This window comes from Chamaesiphon sp. VAR_48_metabat_135_sub (assembly GCF_031418915.1).
Taxonomy (GTDB): Bacteria; Cyanobacteriota; Cyanobacteriia; order Cyanobacteriales; family Chamaesiphonaceae; genus Chamaesiphon.
This window is the reverse complement of record NZ_JANOJV010000195.1, coordinates 1-15,729: the sequence shown is the minus strand read 5'-3', so window position 1 is coordinate 15,729 and position 15,729 is coordinate 1. Positions and strand designations below refer to the sequence as shown.

The window sequence follows — 15,729 nt, the reverse complement described above, 5'->3', positions numbered from 1 at the left end:
GCCTAACTAGTTATTCATGGCAGATTTTAAAAAGTTACTTAAGCAGTATTGGCAGTTGGGATTAGTTGCAGCGATAGCGATCGTGTTATTAACTATTGTAAGTGCAACAAGTGGGGATGGTAGACAGACAGGATCGAGTTATAGTATTGCAGCTAATGGCTATAATGCTTGGTATCAAATGATGTTCGATCGCGGAATTAACATCCAACGATGGCAAAAATCATTTCCTCAACTTACCAAAACCTTTGCAGATCGAGAGAGTATAACACTCCTCCAAATCAATCCCAAGTTAGAACGATTCGATCTAACCAATCTACAGAAAGCATGGGTAAGTCAGGGTAATACGATTGTTATTTTAGGCGTAACAGCCCCCGCATGGGACATCCCATTTCGGACAGAATTAGAGAGTCCCCAGGGAAATGTAAAAATTGAAACTACTCGAAGATTTAGGACGAATTTTATCAAGAATGAGCTGTCAAACGACACATTCAGCACAGCAATTTTAAACGATAAATTTGGTAGCATTATCACTCAGTTTAAACTGGAAAAAGGTCAAATTATTATTGCCACTACCCCCAATTTAGCAGCGAATGCCTATCAAGATTTTAGACCTAATTATGAATTATTAGCCAAACTTGTTACCAAAGACCGACAACAAATCTTAGTAGATGAGTACATCCACGGTTATATCGATCGAACTCGGCAATTGGCAATCGATCCCAAAACAGGTAAAATCTTGCCAGAGGAGCAAACAGATAATGTCGGTGATGCTTTCGGCTACTTAGCTAGCACCCCACTTATTATTGTTTTTCTCAATCTCTTGTTGGGAATACTCGTCTTAGTTTGGCAGCAAAATCGACGGTTTGGCAAGATTATCATTCCCAAATTACCAGAACTTGACAATAGCGAAGCTTATATTCAAGCATTAGGTGGAGTACTCCGCCAAGCCAATAGTAGTGATTTTGTGCTCCAAAATATTGGCAGAGCAGAACAATTATCCTGGCAACAAAAATTAGGTTTAGGGAAGGAGCGATTGGTAGAAACTCAAATACTAATTTCTGCTTGGGAAGATCGGATGAAATCGCCCACAGACGATCTCCGTTTTGTGCTCCAATTAATGGCAGGAGAACGTCGATTGACACCTGCTGAATTAACAATCTGGCTGACAAAAATTCACAAGATCGATCGTCAATTAAAGATTATAAATTAGGTGATAGATATAGCGACCATTTAAGTAGGGGTAATTCATGAATTGCCCCTACTTAAATGATCGCTATCTTAATTGTGTAGCAATCAAAGTTGATTAAACTATTATTTTGTCTTAGCTTGTGATTTAGCTTGCTCTAGCGTAATCTCTTTTAGAGTTTGATAAGAGTTGGCATTTGCCGAACCTTCGATCGCTTTGACAGCTAGATCTTGGACTTGTTTTAGAGCTGCTTCCAGTTGTTTGGAGAGACTATTTAGACGTTCGCCTTGGTTGCTAATAGTATCTTCCAATGATTCGATTCTACCTTCATAGAAACGTTTTTGACCTTCCACTTCCTTGCTATATAAATCAGATTTTATTTTAGCTTGCCAAGTTGCGATACCTTTACCTTCTCCTTTCGCTTTCTCGATCGCTTTTTCTTTATCTTGAACGAAAGCAGCAACCTTATCTTTAGCTTCATTGAAGAGTTTTTCTCGATCGGCTAAAGCTGATTCTCGCTCCGTCCAAACTTTTTCTTGAACTTCCTTCACCTCAGCTAATTCGTAATATAAAGCCGCTTGTTGTTGCTCATGTTGTTCTCGATCGATCTTGCGTTGTAGATCTAAATTATATTTGTATTCTTGAACTTCCCGTTGGCTATTCTTGCGATCGAGTTCGACGCGCTCTTTCACCGTGATTCCATTTTGTTCTTGTTCTTTGTTCCACGCTTTCGTTAGACTTTGAACTCCTTGTTGATGAGCTTCTTGCCGCTCTCTTAATTCCTCCCCAAAAGCTTTGGAACTAGTTTCATAACCATTAATTAGTTCTTCAAATGTATCTTCATCAACTGCCAAACCATGCAATGTTTGCAAGTCTGTAACCTCAGCGGTTACGCCTTCCCGAATCTCAGCTAACTTCGCCGCCTCGGTAGTTAACTTTTCCGATAATTCGCTAACTGCTGCACCAAAACCGAGCTGGAGACTGTCTAAATTAGCAATGGTGTTGTTGACCTTATTTTGGCTAGATACTGCATTCATGGGGGCTTTTGGTTCGTCTTTAACTACTTTTGCAGTGGGAGCGGATGTAGCTATAGCAGCTTGCTTTTGAATATTTTTGACTTCAGTTTCTAGTGCCTTTTTTTCATCAGCAAGCTGGTTGTAAGCAGTGAGGATTTCTGCTTTAGTATTTTTATCTGTTGGTTTTGTCGCCATAATTAGGTTTTAGGTTTTGGATTTTAGGCTTTAGGTTCAACAATCTTGTTTAAACCTCGATTAATATCTAATTTTTCTCGCTAATCTTAGCTGAAGTTTCAAAAGCTTTCATCGCTAAAGATTGCGCTTGATTCATTACCGTTTGAAGCTGTTCAGTAATTGCAATAATTTGTTCGTTCTGACGTTCGATAACTCGCTCTAACGATTGAGCTTTCATCTCATAGCCTTGCTTGCTACCTTCCCATTCCTTTTCAGCCAAGTCAGCTTTAACTTTTTCATTACTACTAGTTTCCTTAATAGCATCTTCTCTCGCTTTTTTAACTGCTTCTTCTAATTCAGCAGGGAATGCAGCAACTTTAGCTGTATTCTCATCGGCTAGTTTTTGATTGTCTTTTAAGAACTTCTCACGCTCTTTCCACTGTTTTTGTTTCTCACGATCGAGCGATTGGGTCTCCTGCTCTTGATTGCGTTTAGTTTCAGTATATACATCAGTCTGCAACTGGCGATCTCGCGTAACTTTATACTGAAATTCATCTTGCTCTTTCTGGCGTTCTTTAGCAACAACCGTTGCTAATTCTGCCTGCTGTTCGTTATATTCTCGATCGGTTCTTTCCCACTGTTTACGGAGGTTTGCTTGTTCTTTTTCAAGATTTTCTTGATCGGTAGCTACTTGCTGTTCGATCGCTTTTAAGCTCTGTTGATGCTCTTGAGTAATGATGTGCAATGCATCCGCTACCACCCTAACCTGTTGAAGCTCCGATCGATGTTGTGTTTCGATTTCGATCGATTGTTTGACTTCAGTTAATTTTTCAACTTCAATTTTTAATGTGTCAGATAGTCCAGTGATAATACTCCCAAATTCTAGCTGTAAGTCTGCCATCCCCTTGACGATCGTGTCAACGGTATAACTAGCCGCTTTAGTAACAATTTCCTTATTCTTGGCTAATTGTGCTTCTTCTTCTTTGGTAGCAACCTTAGACCCAGGTCGATATTGCTCTGCTAAAATGCGATCGAGTTCTGTTAAAATTTGGGTCTTACTATCTTTTACTATTGCCATAATCTATCTGCCTTAATGATAAGAACGCATGAAAACTAACCCGCTGCTATGCAGGTAGAGTTTTGGGATTGTCTCAACTACTGACTAATTGTGCCCAAATATTCAATGAAAAGAACTTAAATACTGATATATTTGCTGTTTAGGGTCAAAATTGACTGCTTTAGCTAATTAACTAGTACTATTGTATCTCACCGCTCAATCGATGTCAAGACTTTCTAGGAAATTTGTACTATCACAAGTTGTTGGTGCAGCTAGAGAGTAGAGGGTAGGCTGTACCACCGTAAAGGGAGTGGGGGAGTAGGGGGGTATGGGAGTAAGGTGGTAAGAAACACACCCCAACACCCCAACACCCCCACTGCGTTACACCCCCACACCCCCACTGCGTTACACCCCCACATCCCCACACCTCTAGCATGACTTTCTCAAAATTACCTAACACCAATCCATCAGACATCGATCTCACCGATCCTCAATACTATTTAAGTCGGGAACTGACGTGGTTAGAATTTAATGCTCGCGTATTACATGAGGCGATGGATGAGCGCACGCCATTACTGGAACGACTAAAATTTATGGGGATTTTTAGCTCGAATCTCGATGAGTTTTTCATGGTCAGAATTGCTGCAATTAAGCAACAAATCGAGGCGAAAGTCAGCCAGTTAACACCAGATGGTAGAACCGCCAGCGAGCAATTAGCAGTAGCCAGCGAACGAGTACAGGAGCTAGTGACAAAACAACATCAACATTTTGAAACAGTGTTGCGTCCAGCCACGATCGAGCAAGGTATTTACTTATTAGATTATTTTGACTTAAATCAGGAACAATGTAACTATTTGCAAACATATTTTGAAGAGCAAATATTCCCTGTTCTTACTCCATTAGCTGTCGATCCTGGGCATCCATTCCCATATATTTCTAATCTAAGTTTAAATCTCGCAGTCGTCATCAAACATCCTGATACAGGTGAAGAATTATTTGCCAGAGTTAAGGTACCAAAAGTTTTACCACGCTTTATTGTTTTACCAACAAAGCTACAAGTAATCGACTCAAATAACCCGCTGCAATCTTATCCAGAACGTTCCCAAATTTGGACGGGAATTCCCTTAGAGCAGTTAATCGCCCACAATTTAGAATCCCTTTTTCCAGGGATGAATATCCAAGATTGCTATACCTTTAGAGTCACACGCAATGCCGATATTAGTATGGCTGAAGACGAAGCTGACGATTTGCTTCTAGCGATCGAATCTGGCTTACGGAAGCGGCGTAAAGGTGGCTCTGTGGTGAGAATTGAAGTGGATGCCGCGATGCCAAAACAGATTCGACGGATGTTGCAAGAAGAACTAGAAGTCACAGGTTCAGATATTTATGAAGTTAGTGGAATGTTAGGTTTGGGCGATGTGATGTCTTTTTTATCACTCCCCGTTCCTGAATTAAAAGATCCGCCCTGGAATGCGATCGTACCTGCTGCGTTGCGCCGAATCAAACCAGTTGAAGATGGTGGTAACTTTTTTAGTTTAATTGCTCAAAAAGATTTTCTCGTCCATCATCCATATCAATCATTTACAGATACAGTAGAACGGTTCATTAACTGTGCGGCAAATGATACAAAAGTGTTGGCAATCAAAATGACTCTCTACCGGACGACAGGAGACTCTCACATCCTCAAGGCTTTGATTAAAGCTGCCGAAAATGGCAAACAAGTTTCGGTATTAATCGAACTTAAAGCGAGATTTGACGAGCAAAATAATATTAATTTAGCACGTAAACTAGAGCAATCTGGCGTTCATGTCGTATATGGATTAGTTAGATTAAAAACACATACCAAGGTGGTATTAGTCGTCCGCCGTGAAGATGACAAAATTCGGCGGTACGTTCACATTGGGACTGGCAACTATAATGCTAAAACTTCCAAGGTATATACTGATGTTGGGCTATTTAGCTGTCGCCCCGAATTGGGTGCAGATCTGACAGATTTATTTAACTATCTCACAGGCTATTCTCTGCAAAGATCTTATCGAAAATTAATTGTTTCACCAGTAAATTCACGAGAATCATTCGATCGATTAGTTCAACAAGAAATCGATCATTGTAAAGCAGGTAAAACCGGACGAATTGTCGCTAAAATGAATGCTTTAGTCGATCCAAAAATGATCGCAAATCTCTATCGTGCATCTCAGGCTGGAGTTTCGATCGATCTAATTATTCGCGGCATGTGTTGTTTGCGTCCAGGCTTGCCAGGTGTTAGTGAAAATATCAGGGTTATCAGTATTATTGGGAGATTTCTAGAACATTCTCGCATCTACTATTTTCACAATGATGGCAATACAAAAATATTCATTGGTAGTGCTGATTGGATGACTAGAAATCTCGACAGACGGGTAGAAGTAATTACGCCAATTGAAGATCCAGAAATCTCTAAAGATCTCCAAGAAATCTTAGGTATTATGTTGGCAGATAATCGTCAAGCTTGGGATATGAAATCTGATGGTAGTTACAAGCAACGTCGTCCTCAAGTTGGCACTGAGGAGGAAAGCACTCAGCAAATTTTGATGGAGATGGCGGTTAATTAATAAAACCGCCCCTACAGGTCCTTATTTGTTTGCATCCCAAGCACTCGCCGCAGTTGTTACTGCTTGCTCGACTGTTTTCTCCCCCAACATTGCAGCTTGGAGATTTTCATAAATTGCTTTCTTGAGCACATTGAGATTTTTTAATGGGGGAATTAAGATCTCCGACTGGGATAATTGCTCCGCACTAACTAATTTACCTCGATCGAGGGCAGATTTATCGTTATGACTCTCTAGTTTATTCTTATAATCTGCTACTGCTTTGATATTTGAAGGCAATGTATCTGAAGCTTGGGCAAATGCTACTTGATTACTGGCGTTGGTGATAAACAGCGCAAATTTTACGGCTGCGTCAGACATTTTGCTACTGCGAGGAATAACGAGATTCATTACAGCTACACCTTTTTTACCAGTTTGTCCCGATATTTGGGGCGCGACAGCAGAGATTTTGGCAATTTGAGGGGCATTTTTAGCGATCGTATCAATAAACGGTGCCCCCGCCGAGAGCATCGCTGTTTCGCCTGCTTGATAGAGTTGAATACCCTGTTGATGTCCCTGAGTCAGGGCTTCCTTGGGCAGTAAGCCTTGTTTATAGAGATCTACCCAATATTGGAAGGCGGCTCTACCCGCAGGGGTATTAAAGGCAGTCTTACCCTGTTTGTCGATTAGTTGCACACCCATTTGGACGAGGGATTCGAGCACATCGTTGCTATCTTCAGGTACAAAGGTAGTAAATAAAGCATATTTACCCGTCTTTTCTTTAATTTGTTTGGCGGCTTGGGCTAATTCTTGATAAGTAGTTGGCGGTTGCAGCACGCCTGCTTTAGTTAATAGTTCTTGATTGTAGATAGTAACGTTAGTAGTTAGATACCAGGGAAAACTAAAAGCTTTACCTTCCAAGGTGCCAGCTTGCCAAATACTAGGTAAATACTCTTTGCTCTCGCCCTTAGTTAAAACCGAATCTAAATTCAACCAAGCATTTCTAGCCGCTAGTTGGATGGCAAAGTCAGGATTGAGATTGACGACATCTGGAGCGGTTTTCGCCCCCATTGCAGCTTGGATTTTGCCCTGCATGGCTCCCCAAGGTACATCTACCCAGTGGACTTTAATTCCAGGATTGGCAACTTCAAATTTACTGATCGCATCTTTGAAATAATCATTAAACTTTGGCTGAAGTTGCATCGTCCAAAATTCTAACTGTGGTGTTTTGCTACTGGGGGACTTTAGACAACTCACCACTCCAGTTAATACTAGCCCTAACAAGCCACAAATCAGCAAGCGACGCAAATTACTTATCTTAACCATTGAGATTTAACACCCCTCGATCGACACCCAGGTATTATCGACGATTTGGTCGATCGAGACTAGGGGGTTTACACGCCTCCAACACACCCAGTTGTTTGAGTATCTCGATACATAAGGCGGAGATCGATTGCGATGGGTTTTCTATATCTGAATGTTGGTAGCCTTGGAGATCTCTTTGTTTGGCTCGATCGATCGCCCAATCCAATCTAGTTGCGTTGGCTGGAGTCTCAGTAGATAAACTGTTTCTAAGAGGCTGCTGAGGTCTGTTTCGGCGATGAGAGCGACGTTTTTATCGGTGCCGTCTCGTTTGACTATAATAGTGTCGTTAGTGTCTGCTACACAATCAAGCAGAACGCCTAAATTACTCTGGGCTTCGGTATAGCTAATTTCGCTTAATCGATCTGTTTGTCATCGTAGTTGAAAAGTTTGAATCAGAACATTACCCATCTCAAAATCGATCGACTCCCCACAGCCGACTACTGCATTTAATGGATGCGAACGATGTTCAGCCAGGAGATTTAGTTGGTATATTTGGTTCTAGCGATCGAGTATTTGAAGTTATCGATGGTAAACAATCGATCTTATTCAGGCTGAGAAATTAAGCGATCGTTTCAATCTGTCATCAAAACTATTTTTGGCATAAAATTGATCGATCATTTCGACAGAGTATAAAGATACTCCTGAATACCGATCGATCGAGCCTCGAACACTGGAATTGTCAGGTTTCTCGAAGTAGGTAATCGATCAATAATTCTGACAGGATATTAAAGATGCTCATCAATGGCGATTATCTCCGGTAGGCTTTGCCAACGAGCGAGCCTCAAACACTGGGATTGTTGGTTTTTGCGGTGCTCTCAACCCAACCTACATGGGGAAATTCCACTCAATACGGTCAGCGTGCAATGGGCTTATTAGACAGTCGGTATTCTGTCATATTCTTCTGGCTCTACATCGGAAACCTTTGCTAAGATTGCTTCATACTTTGTCCGGTTGCCTCTTCTGGCTCTATCCTTGAGGTAATTTTCTGTCATCAAGGCTGAGAGCTTTTCCGCGATCGCAGTAGATATAAACTGATCGATAGAAATCCCATCACGACCAGCGAGATCGGACAGACTTTGATGTAATGAGTCAGGAATTTGAACTTGAACAATACTCATGGCAGTTTTCCGATCGAGCGTAAAAACTCTGAAGGCTGAAGTAGCTTTAAACCAAACTGCTCAACGCCTGCAAAGTCACGGGTTTTATATGTAATTATACTCTCACAGCCTGCTTTGACTGCAAGCTCTAGTACCATTTCATCTTTTGGGTCACGCAAAAAGGGTCGCCAAAGGAAGAAAATTTCATGAAGTAATCCCACTGCACAGTAGAAATCGATTAGGTCATCTAGTTTCTACGCTCAACCCAACCTATGGGAAGAAATCTCACTAATAGCCATTATAAATTGTTCTCTAAGTATTGCTGAATCGATTTTTCGATTAAACTATCATCGATGTTCTCGTAATCTGATTTTGAATAGATATTTGTCAGGACGATAAATTCTACTGTTTGAACGTAGTAAATAACTCTATACCCGCCACTAGATCCTTTTTGATTGTCGCTGTTTTTTACTCTTGTCTTGTAAATTCTATAATCGAATCCCTTAATTCTATCGCCAACGATCTCGCCGTTACTCAATCTTTCAATCAAAGGCAATAAATCCTTTCTGACAGAGCGATAGGACTTGGCTAAATCTTTAATATCCTTTAAAAATATTTCGCTAAGTACGATCGTGACAGGTTTATTCTCATCAGTCTGCATCTAATTCGTCCCACAATGCTGACAGCGCAACTGTTTTACCTGTAATTGCTTCGTGTAAGCCTTGAATGATTTTATCTGTTAGCTCTTGTTGATTTTTGAGTGGTTTACTAGCTTCAATACCAGTCTTGAAAATTATGGTAACGGCTTGAGGCTCGGCGATTGTTACTTCCTCATCAAAAGTAACAAAACCGTTTTTATCGATCGTTCCGGTAACTGTTCGATCGCTCATAATTTATCCTGGAGCTAAGTAGTTTAGAAAAAATATAGCGTCGATCGTTTGGATCTGACTAGTATAATCATATCACGATCTCTAATTTCGACAGTGTATAAAGATGCTCCTCAACAGCGATTACCTAACGGTAGGCTACGCCAACGATCGAGCCTCAAACACTGGAATTGTTAGATTTCGAGGGCTTCAACCCAACCAACAGGGATAAATTCTACTTATGAGTGCGCTCTCACAGACTTGAGCTAAAATAGAAATACGTCTTTATTGCCCTTGATAATCGTATGGAGCAAGCACTCCTCGAACAAATTCAGCGACTACCAGAGTCGGTGCAATAGGAAGCCCTGCACTACATTGAGGGTTTGGTTGCAAAGCATAATCAATTGGTGCAAACACCCCCACTCAATCGAAAAGATGCTTTCGGCATCTGGAAGGGGGAGGTGTGGATGTCTGGTGATTTTAACGCGCCTTTAGATGATTTACAGGAATATATGTAATGGGTCAGTTTTTACTGGATACACACGTATTTCTGTGGCTGATTCAAGGCGATCCACAGTTGAGCGATTCCGCATAGCGGAGGCTTCGCCAACGAGTAAGATCCGTTATAGCTGACGATACTAATCAGCTTAATTTTAGTGTAGTTAGTATTTGGGAAATCGCAATTAAGCTAAATATTGGAAAGTTGAAAATTGACCATTCGTTGGCGTAGCCTACCGGAGGTAATCGAGGATATTTATCAACTTTTAGCCCAACTCAAAATTGAAATTCTGCCGATCGAGTGGTTGGATCTAGATAGATATTTAACATTACCGCTACATCACCTTTGATCCTTTCGACAGACTCATCATCTCTCAAGCGATCGAGCGCGAGTTAATACTAATAAGTGCTGATGGATCGTTTGAGTCTTATCCAGTAGAAAGACTATGGTAATCGATCGATCCCAAAACCATTGCACCAAAGATCGATCGAGTTAATAACGATCGATCAAACCCAAGCTAATCGATCGATCATTCCGACAGAGTACGGCGATCGATCGAACCTCAAACACTGAAATTGTTGGCTTTCATGGGCTTCAACCCAACCTACAGGGAGAAATCCCACTCCAGAGAAAAATCTCACCAGAGTTCTGCTTCATCTGCCGCTAGTCAACTTTCGGTTTCAACCAACCAACTCAACTGGGGTCGGCGTGTAAGCAGGTTGTTATCCTGCGATCTTTGATTCGTATAGTTTCTTCAGCGCACTCTTCGCCAAACCCAGACTTCACCATCTTCTGGATCAATTTTACTCCCGTCTCTCACAAATTGATTCTTCTCTAAAACTCTCCCGGATGCTGAATCTATCGGCACAGTACAAGCGACAATCGTTTGAATTTCAGCCTTTGAAAATCCCTCTCTAAGCAACAAATCTACAGCTTGAGTCGCAAATCCTTGTCCTTGTTGAGAAGGCACTATTCCATATCCAATTTCAACCGATCCATTACTGTCTGGAGGACTTTTAAATCCGATCATCCCAACTATTAACTGATCGACTACGATAGACCGAGGGAACCACCAAAAACAGTTTTTGGGGTCTTGCTTTAATCGATCATTAACAAACTCGATCCAGAACCTAGGAGCAATTTCTTCACTGTTAGGAAGTAGCAACCCGTCTATATCAGAACGTTTGGGTTGCTCAAGGAGTGCAGATAACTGACTGCTTGTGACTTGATGAAGAGTCAACATATATAAAAAATTGTGCGACCGCAGGAACTTAATGATGTAGTGATTAAGCACATCGACTGAATGACTTCATCTTACTTTAATTTTGATGCCAACTGAATACATTCTTTAATTATGACAAGCGACATCCCCAATAGATGGGTCGTATGGATCTGTAGGTTGGGTTGAAGAATGAAACCCAACAAACTTAACTCAGATGCTCCGTCAGGAGAAACAGAGGTTAAATATTTGTATCAGTAGCTACCCTAGTCGCGAAAATGCGTTAGAAAATAGTAGGCTCTAGAATCAGCCTTAATTGTGCATTCTACTCCCCAGCCCGTTCGCGTAGCGTACCAACGGTAATCCTTCACTCTTACGCCCTCAATCCCTGAACACCACTCACCCCGTCAAACAAGGTTTATACGATCCGCAGTTTGAGCACGATGCTTGCGGTATCGGTTTTATCGTGCAGATGAAAGGGGCGAGGTCGCATGAGATTGTGGCGCAAGCACTGACGATTTTGGTGAATCTCGTTGGCGTAGCCTACCGTTAGGTAATCATCGTGGCGCGTGCGGCTGCGAGACGAATACCGGAGATGGGGCGGGGATTTTGATGCAGGTGCCCCATGCGATGATGATGATGGTGCCGGAACCTTGGACGGCGCATGAGTCGATGAGCGCACAGAAGAAAGCGTTACAAGTTTAATCAAATCGGGAACAGATATATAAAACTCAATGGCTCAATACAAACACGACAGATTTTTCAAGTTCTACATCCAATCATTGTATAAAACTAAGGGTGATACTCAGCAAAATATTCAAGTTCGTAATGATGAGGATTTAGAAATCGATTTGATGTTCATTGGTGAGCCAGGAAAGGAAGGATGGCAGCAGGAAGATTTGGGTTTATTCGATCGACTGATGGGACTCTTGCGAATGGGGATTGTCATTATCGATTACCTCCGGTAGGCTACGCCAACGACTGCCAGATAGTCCTGAAACAACGTAAGAACATAGCTTTGGAGGTGGTTGCTGAGGTAACTGGGTTTACGATTTCCGAATTGGAAGGCTTCGCCAACGAACAACTTCAACAACTGCGATTCTCGGAATAAGAGGCTTTGTCAACGAATCTGTAACAAGATCGATCTTTAAATTCGATCGATAACCATCAACACTCGATCGATCCCAAAACCATCGCACCAAAGATCGATCGATAATCTTGACAGGATATAAAAATGCTCCTCAATACCGATCGATCGAACCTCAATCACTGAAATTGTCGGGTTTCTCGAAGTAGGTAATCGATCGACCATTTCAACAGGATATAAAGATGCTCCTCAATACCAATCGTTGGCTTAGCCTCTCGGCACGAGAATCGAGCCTCAAACATTGGAATTGTTTTGTTCCGAAGCTCAACCCAACCTACGGAGAGAAAATCCCACTAGACACAATTTAATGAGACTCAGCATGAACGACCTCACTTAATGCTTCATCAATTACTGTATCACTGACACCTCGACGCTTTAAACTTGCGACTAAGGCTGTCACTGTCTCGCTCTCAAATCGTTCTAGATCGAGGCGCAAACATTGACCGATATAAGCACGAATTAACGGCTGATAACCTGAAAAGCCCAATAATGGAGCAACTTTTTTCAGGTCTTCAACAACATCTTCGGGCATACGGATCGTCACGCTAGTCATGGGACGATTTCGTTCTAATCGCTGCTTTAGTGCTTCAATCTTCATACTGTACTCTCTCCTGACGAGTTGCTTTTCGTGCCGAAATAATCCGAATGACATTCTCTTCACGCTCAATGTGAACTACATACAGTAGATTCCACCGAGCATCCAACCCAATTACAGCATCTCGTGCTTCTTCGTTACGGCTGGCATCAACGATAACTAGAAATGGGTCAAAGAAAGATTCAGCAGCTTGCTGAAAGGTAATCCCATCGTGATTTATGGGATTAATCCGCGCCTTTTTCTCGTCCCATACAAAAGTAATGCCGTTTAGCACGAAGTACACATTCATAGTGTCTAGTATAAACAAAACGTATTTACGATGTCAATACGTTTTATGATTATTACAGATATTGTTGCGATCGAATCAACAATGATCGACCAAACCCAAAATAATCGATCGATCATTCCAACAGGATATAAAAATGCTACTCAATGGCGATCGATCGAACCTCAAACACTGAAATTGTCGGGTTTCTCGAAGTAGATAATCGATCGATAATTCCAACAGGGTATAAAGATACTCCTCAATACCGATCGATCGAACCTCAAACACTAGAATTATCAGGTTTCTCGAACTAGGTAATCGATCGATCATTCCGACAGGATATAAATATGCTCCTCAATGACGATCGATCGAACCTCAAACACTGAAATTGTTGGGTTTCTCAAAGTAGCTAATCGATCGATAATTCCAACAGGGTATAAAGATACTCCTCAATAGAGATCGAACCTCAAACACTGAAATTGTCGGGTTTCTCGAAATAGGTAATCGATCGATCATTCCAACAGGATATAAACATACTCCTCAACGGCGATCGATCGAACCTCAAACACTGAAATTGTTGAGTTTCTCGAATTAGGTAATCGATCGATAATCCCAACAGGATATAAAAATACTCCTCAATAGCGATCGATCGAACCTCAAACACTGAGATTATTGGGTTTCTAGACTCAATCCAACCTACAGGGATAAATCTCACCAATTGTGTTTGATATCTTCCATGATTTCACAAATATGTTGATATCGATTCTTGACATCGTGTTCAATCATCTTATCTAAAACAAAAGCAAATCGATTGCTGCATTGACAATGATCTCGCCATAAAGTTTTTCCATTAGAATGGTTAACTCCTATGTCAAACAGTCCTTGTCCAGTTATTTTTTTAATTCCAATTACACCAATCGTATAAATATCGCTTGAAAAACAGGCTTGATTTGCATAGAGATCTGGTGATAAATATGGACTACGGACAATATGAGGATTGCCCATTGTTTTTTCGGATCGATTCATTTCACGTATTTTCTTTAAGTCCCCAAAATATGTGAATAATAACTTACCATCTTTAGATTGTCGGATGATATGATGTGGTGTGATTTTTTGATGAATAACATTATTGTGATGAAGTATTTGCAAAGACATCAGAATTTCTTTGATTAAGATGACAGATTCTGCCTCAGATGATTGATGCCTAGATAATTCTTGAGAAAGAGCAGTACTTTCTATATATTCTGTAGCAACATAGAAACATTCCTCTCCCTCAAGAAAATCAATAAATTTTGGGACAACATCTATTTTCTCACTTAATCTAATTAACTTGTCTGTCTCTTGCTTAAAAAAAGAGCTTGCCTCCTTTTGGATCTTTCGATTAATGGTTGGTAATTCCAGGAGAGTTATCACTACTTTTTTGTGTTCTGGAGATTTTAAATCTATAGCTAAATAGGGATCTGTATCTAACTGCTGTTGATAACTAGATAATCTATTTTCTATTTTGTAGCGATTGGAAATAATATCCCCCTGTTTTAGGCAGTGTATCTCTTTCTCTTTGTTTTTATTAATAGAATAATCAATCCAGTCAAATAAATTAAACATCATCGTTATTGAGGAGAATGAGTTACTCAGGAATATATTTTCTATAGCGTTTATTTCAATACCTGATACCCTTCTAAAGACATTCTACCCAGCTTGTTAAGTAGGATCTAAGGATCTATAGGCTGTGTAGATGAAGGCGAAACCCAACACACCCGAATCTGACAGGAGAAGCTGAGGTTAAATATTTGTATCAGTAGCTACCCTGCGCGCGAAAATGCGTTAGAAAATAGTAGGCTCTAGAATTAGCCTTAATTGTGCATTCTACTCCCCAGCCCGTTCGTGTAACGTACCAACGGTAATCCATCACTCTTACACCCTCAATCCATGAACACTAGTCACCCCGTCAAACAAGGTTTATACGATCCGCAGTTTGAGCACGATGCTTGCGGTATCGGTTTTATCGCGCAGATGAAAGGGGCGAAGTCGCATGATATTGTGGCGCAAGCACTGACAATTTTGGTGAATCTCGATCATCGCGGCGCGTGCGGGTGCGAGACAAATACGGGTGATGGCGCGGGGATTTTGATGCAGGTGCCCCACAAGTTTATGCAGAAGGTGGCGGCGGCTGAGGGGATTGAATTACCCGCAGCGGGAGAGTATGGAGTCGGGGCGGTGTATGGATCGCCAGATCCGGTGATTCGATCGAAGAGTCGGCAGATCTTCGCGGAAGTTGTCGCGGCGGAAGGCTTGAAGGTATTGGGTTGGCGGGATGTGCCAACGGATAATAGTTCTTTGGGTGAGACGGCTCGATCGAGTGAGCCGTTTATGCAGCAGGTATTTATTGCTAAATCGCCGGAATTGGCGGATGAGTTAGCGTTCGAGCGGAAGTTGTTTGTGATTCGCAAGCTGGCGCATACCGCAATTAGGGCAGCGAATGTAGATGTACATTGGTATGTGGCGAGTATATCGGCGCGAACGATCGTTTACAAAGGGATGTTGATGCCCGTGCAGGTGGGGCAATATTTCCCCGAACTCCAAGATCCAGACATGGAGAGCGCGTTGGCGTTGGTGCATTCGCGGTTTAGTACCAATACTTTCCCCAGTTGGGAGCGGGCGCATCCCTATCGCTAC

The 15,729-nt window shown here is 41.5% G+C and carries 18 protein-coding genes and 2 pseudogenes; 8 read left to right on the top strand and 12 right to left on the bottom strand.

What is annotated here, in order from left to right:
* Positions 1-16 precede the first annotated feature (16 nt).
* Positions 17-1,210, top strand: a complete 1,194-nt coding sequence (locus RMO55_RS14110; RefSeq protein WP_310427464.1) for a DUF4350 domain-containing protein — start codon at positions 17-19, stop codon at positions 1,208-1,210.
* A 101-nt stretch (positions 1,211-1,311) separates the two neighbouring features.
* On the opposite strand, the gene RMO55_RS14105 is transcribed toward RMO55_RS14110, so the two are convergent.
* Positions 1,312-2,397 carry a hypothetical protein gene (locus RMO55_RS14105; RefSeq protein WP_310427462.1) on the bottom strand — a complete coding sequence of 362 codons (1,086 nt, stop codon included), beginning with the start codon at positions 2,395-2,397 and terminating at the stop codon, positions 1,312-1,314.
* A gap of 67 nt (positions 2,398-2,464) precedes the next feature.
* Positions 2,465-3,454 (bottom strand): hypothetical protein, encoded by a 990-nt coding sequence (locus RMO55_RS14100; RefSeq protein ID WP_310427460.1) that lies wholly within the window; start codon positions 3,452-3,454, stop codon positions 2,465-2,467.
* 413 nt (positions 3,455-3,867) lie between these two features.
* On the opposite strand from RMO55_RS14100, the gene ppk1 reads away from it, so the two are divergent.
* Positions 3,868-6,024 (top strand): polyphosphate kinase 1, encoded by a 2,157-nt coding sequence (ppk1, locus tag RMO55_RS14095; RefSeq protein WP_310427459.1) that lies wholly within the window; start codon positions 3,868-3,870, stop codon positions 6,022-6,024.
* A 21-nt stretch (positions 6,025-6,045) separates the two neighbouring features.
* Here the strand turns inward: ppk1 and RMO55_RS14090 are convergent, their stop codons facing one another.
* From RMO55_RS14090 to RMO55_RS14070, 5 genes are all read right to left on the bottom strand, one after another.
* Positions 6,046-7,326, bottom strand: coding sequence for a sugar ABC transporter substrate-binding protein (locus RMO55_RS14090; protein WP_310427458.1), 1,281 nt, complete (start codon positions 7,324-7,326; stop codon positions 6,046-6,048).
* Between the two features lie 141 nt (positions 7,327-7,467).
* Positions 7,468-7,677, bottom strand: coding sequence for a hypothetical protein (locus RMO55_RS14085; RefSeq protein ID WP_310427486.1), 210 nt, complete (start codon positions 7,675-7,677; stop codon positions 7,468-7,470).
* A 560-nt stretch (positions 7,678-8,237) separates the two neighbouring features.
* On the bottom strand, positions 8,238-8,483 hold the full coding sequence (locus RMO55_RS14080; protein WP_310427456.1) for a toxin-antitoxin system HicB family antitoxin: 246 nt from the start codon (positions 8,481-8,483) through the stop codon (positions 8,238-8,240).
* 277 nt (positions 8,484-8,760) lie between these two features.
* Positions 8,761-9,123: a type II toxin-antitoxin system RelE/ParE family toxin gene (locus RMO55_RS14075; protein ID WP_310427454.1), complete on the bottom strand. Its 363-nt coding sequence runs from the start codon at positions 9,121-9,123 to the stop codon at positions 8,761-8,763.
* Positions 9,113-9,352 (bottom strand): hypothetical protein, encoded by a 240-nt coding sequence (locus tag RMO55_RS14070; protein WP_310427452.1) that lies wholly within the window; start codon positions 9,350-9,352, stop codon positions 9,113-9,115. The genes RMO55_RS14075 and RMO55_RS14070 overlap by 11 nt, the downstream gene beginning before the upstream one ends.
* A 341-nt stretch (positions 9,353-9,693) precedes the next feature.
* Between RMO55_RS14070 and RMO55_RS22295 the strand changes: the two genes are divergently transcribed.
* Complete coding sequence (locus tag RMO55_RS22295) at positions 9,694-9,846, top strand: DUF2281 domain-containing protein (protein WP_396134321.1); 153 nt, start codon at positions 9,694-9,696, stop codon at positions 9,844-9,846.
* Between the two features lie 192 nt (positions 9,847-10,038).
* Entirely contained in the window at positions 10,039-10,176 is a 138-nt protein-coding gene (locus tag RMO55_RS14065; RefSeq protein WP_310427451.1) for a hypothetical protein, read from the top strand.
* A 405-nt stretch (positions 10,177-10,581) separates the two neighbouring features.
* Here RMO55_RS14065 and RMO55_RS14060 read toward each other — a convergent pair whose 3' ends face one another.
* Positions 10,582-11,070 carry a GNAT family N-acetyltransferase gene (locus RMO55_RS14060; protein WP_310427449.1) on the bottom strand — a complete coding sequence of 163 codons (489 nt, stop codon included), beginning with the start codon at positions 11,068-11,070 and terminating at the stop codon, positions 10,582-10,584.
* Between the two features lie 364 nt (positions 11,071-11,434).
* On the opposite strand from RMO55_RS14060, the pseudogene RMO55_RS14055 reads away from it, so the two are divergent.
* Positions 11,435-11,691: pseudogene (locus tag RMO55_RS14055) on the top strand (hypothetical protein); the annotation flags it as partial.
* Between the two features lie 89 nt (positions 11,692-11,780).
* The gene (locus RMO55_RS14050) at positions 11,781-12,014 is read left to right on the top strand and encodes a hypothetical protein (RefSeq protein ID WP_310427447.1); all 234 of its coding nucleotides are present in this window, start codon (positions 11,781-11,783) and stop codon (positions 12,012-12,014) included.
* Positions 12,015-12,193: 179 nt separating this feature from the next.
* Here the strand turns inward: RMO55_RS14050 and RMO55_RS14045 are convergent, their stop codons facing one another.
* The 3 genes from RMO55_RS14045 to RMO55_RS14035 form a co-directional block, all read right to left on the bottom strand.
* Positions 12,194-12,358 carry a hypothetical protein gene (locus tag RMO55_RS14045; protein ID WP_310427446.1) on the bottom strand — a complete coding sequence of 55 codons (165 nt, stop codon included), beginning with the start codon at positions 12,356-12,358 and terminating at the stop codon, positions 12,194-12,196.
* A gap of 139 nt (positions 12,359-12,497) precedes the next feature.
* Positions 12,498-12,791, bottom strand: a complete 294-nt coding sequence (locus RMO55_RS14040) for a hypothetical protein (protein ID WP_310427444.1) — start codon at positions 12,789-12,791, stop codon at positions 12,498-12,500.
* Complete coding sequence (locus RMO55_RS14035; RefSeq protein ID WP_310427443.1) at positions 12,781-13,077, bottom strand: BrnT family toxin; 297 nt, start codon at positions 13,075-13,077, stop codon at positions 12,781-12,783. The genes RMO55_RS14040 and RMO55_RS14035 overlap by 11 nt, the downstream gene beginning before the upstream one ends.
* Positions 13,078-13,122: 45 nt before the next feature.
* Here RMO55_RS14035 and RMO55_RS14030 point away from each other — a divergent pair, with 45 nt between their 5' ends.
* Positions 13,123-13,272, top strand: a complete 150-nt coding sequence (locus tag RMO55_RS14030) for a hypothetical protein (RefSeq protein WP_310427441.1) — start codon at positions 13,123-13,125, stop codon at positions 13,270-13,272.
* 492 nt (positions 13,273-13,764) lie between these two features.
* Here the strand turns inward: RMO55_RS14030 and RMO55_RS14025 are convergent, their stop codons facing one another.
* Entirely contained in the window at positions 13,765-14,661 is an 897-nt protein-coding gene (locus tag RMO55_RS14025) for a protein kinase domain-containing protein (RefSeq protein ID WP_310427440.1), read from the bottom strand.
* A 321-nt stretch (positions 14,662-14,982) separates the two neighbouring features.
* On the opposite strand from RMO55_RS14025, the pseudogene RMO55_RS14020 reads away from it, so the two are divergent.
* A pseudogene (locus RMO55_RS14020) lies at positions 14,983-15,729 on the top strand (glutamate synthase subunit alpha); the annotation flags it as partial.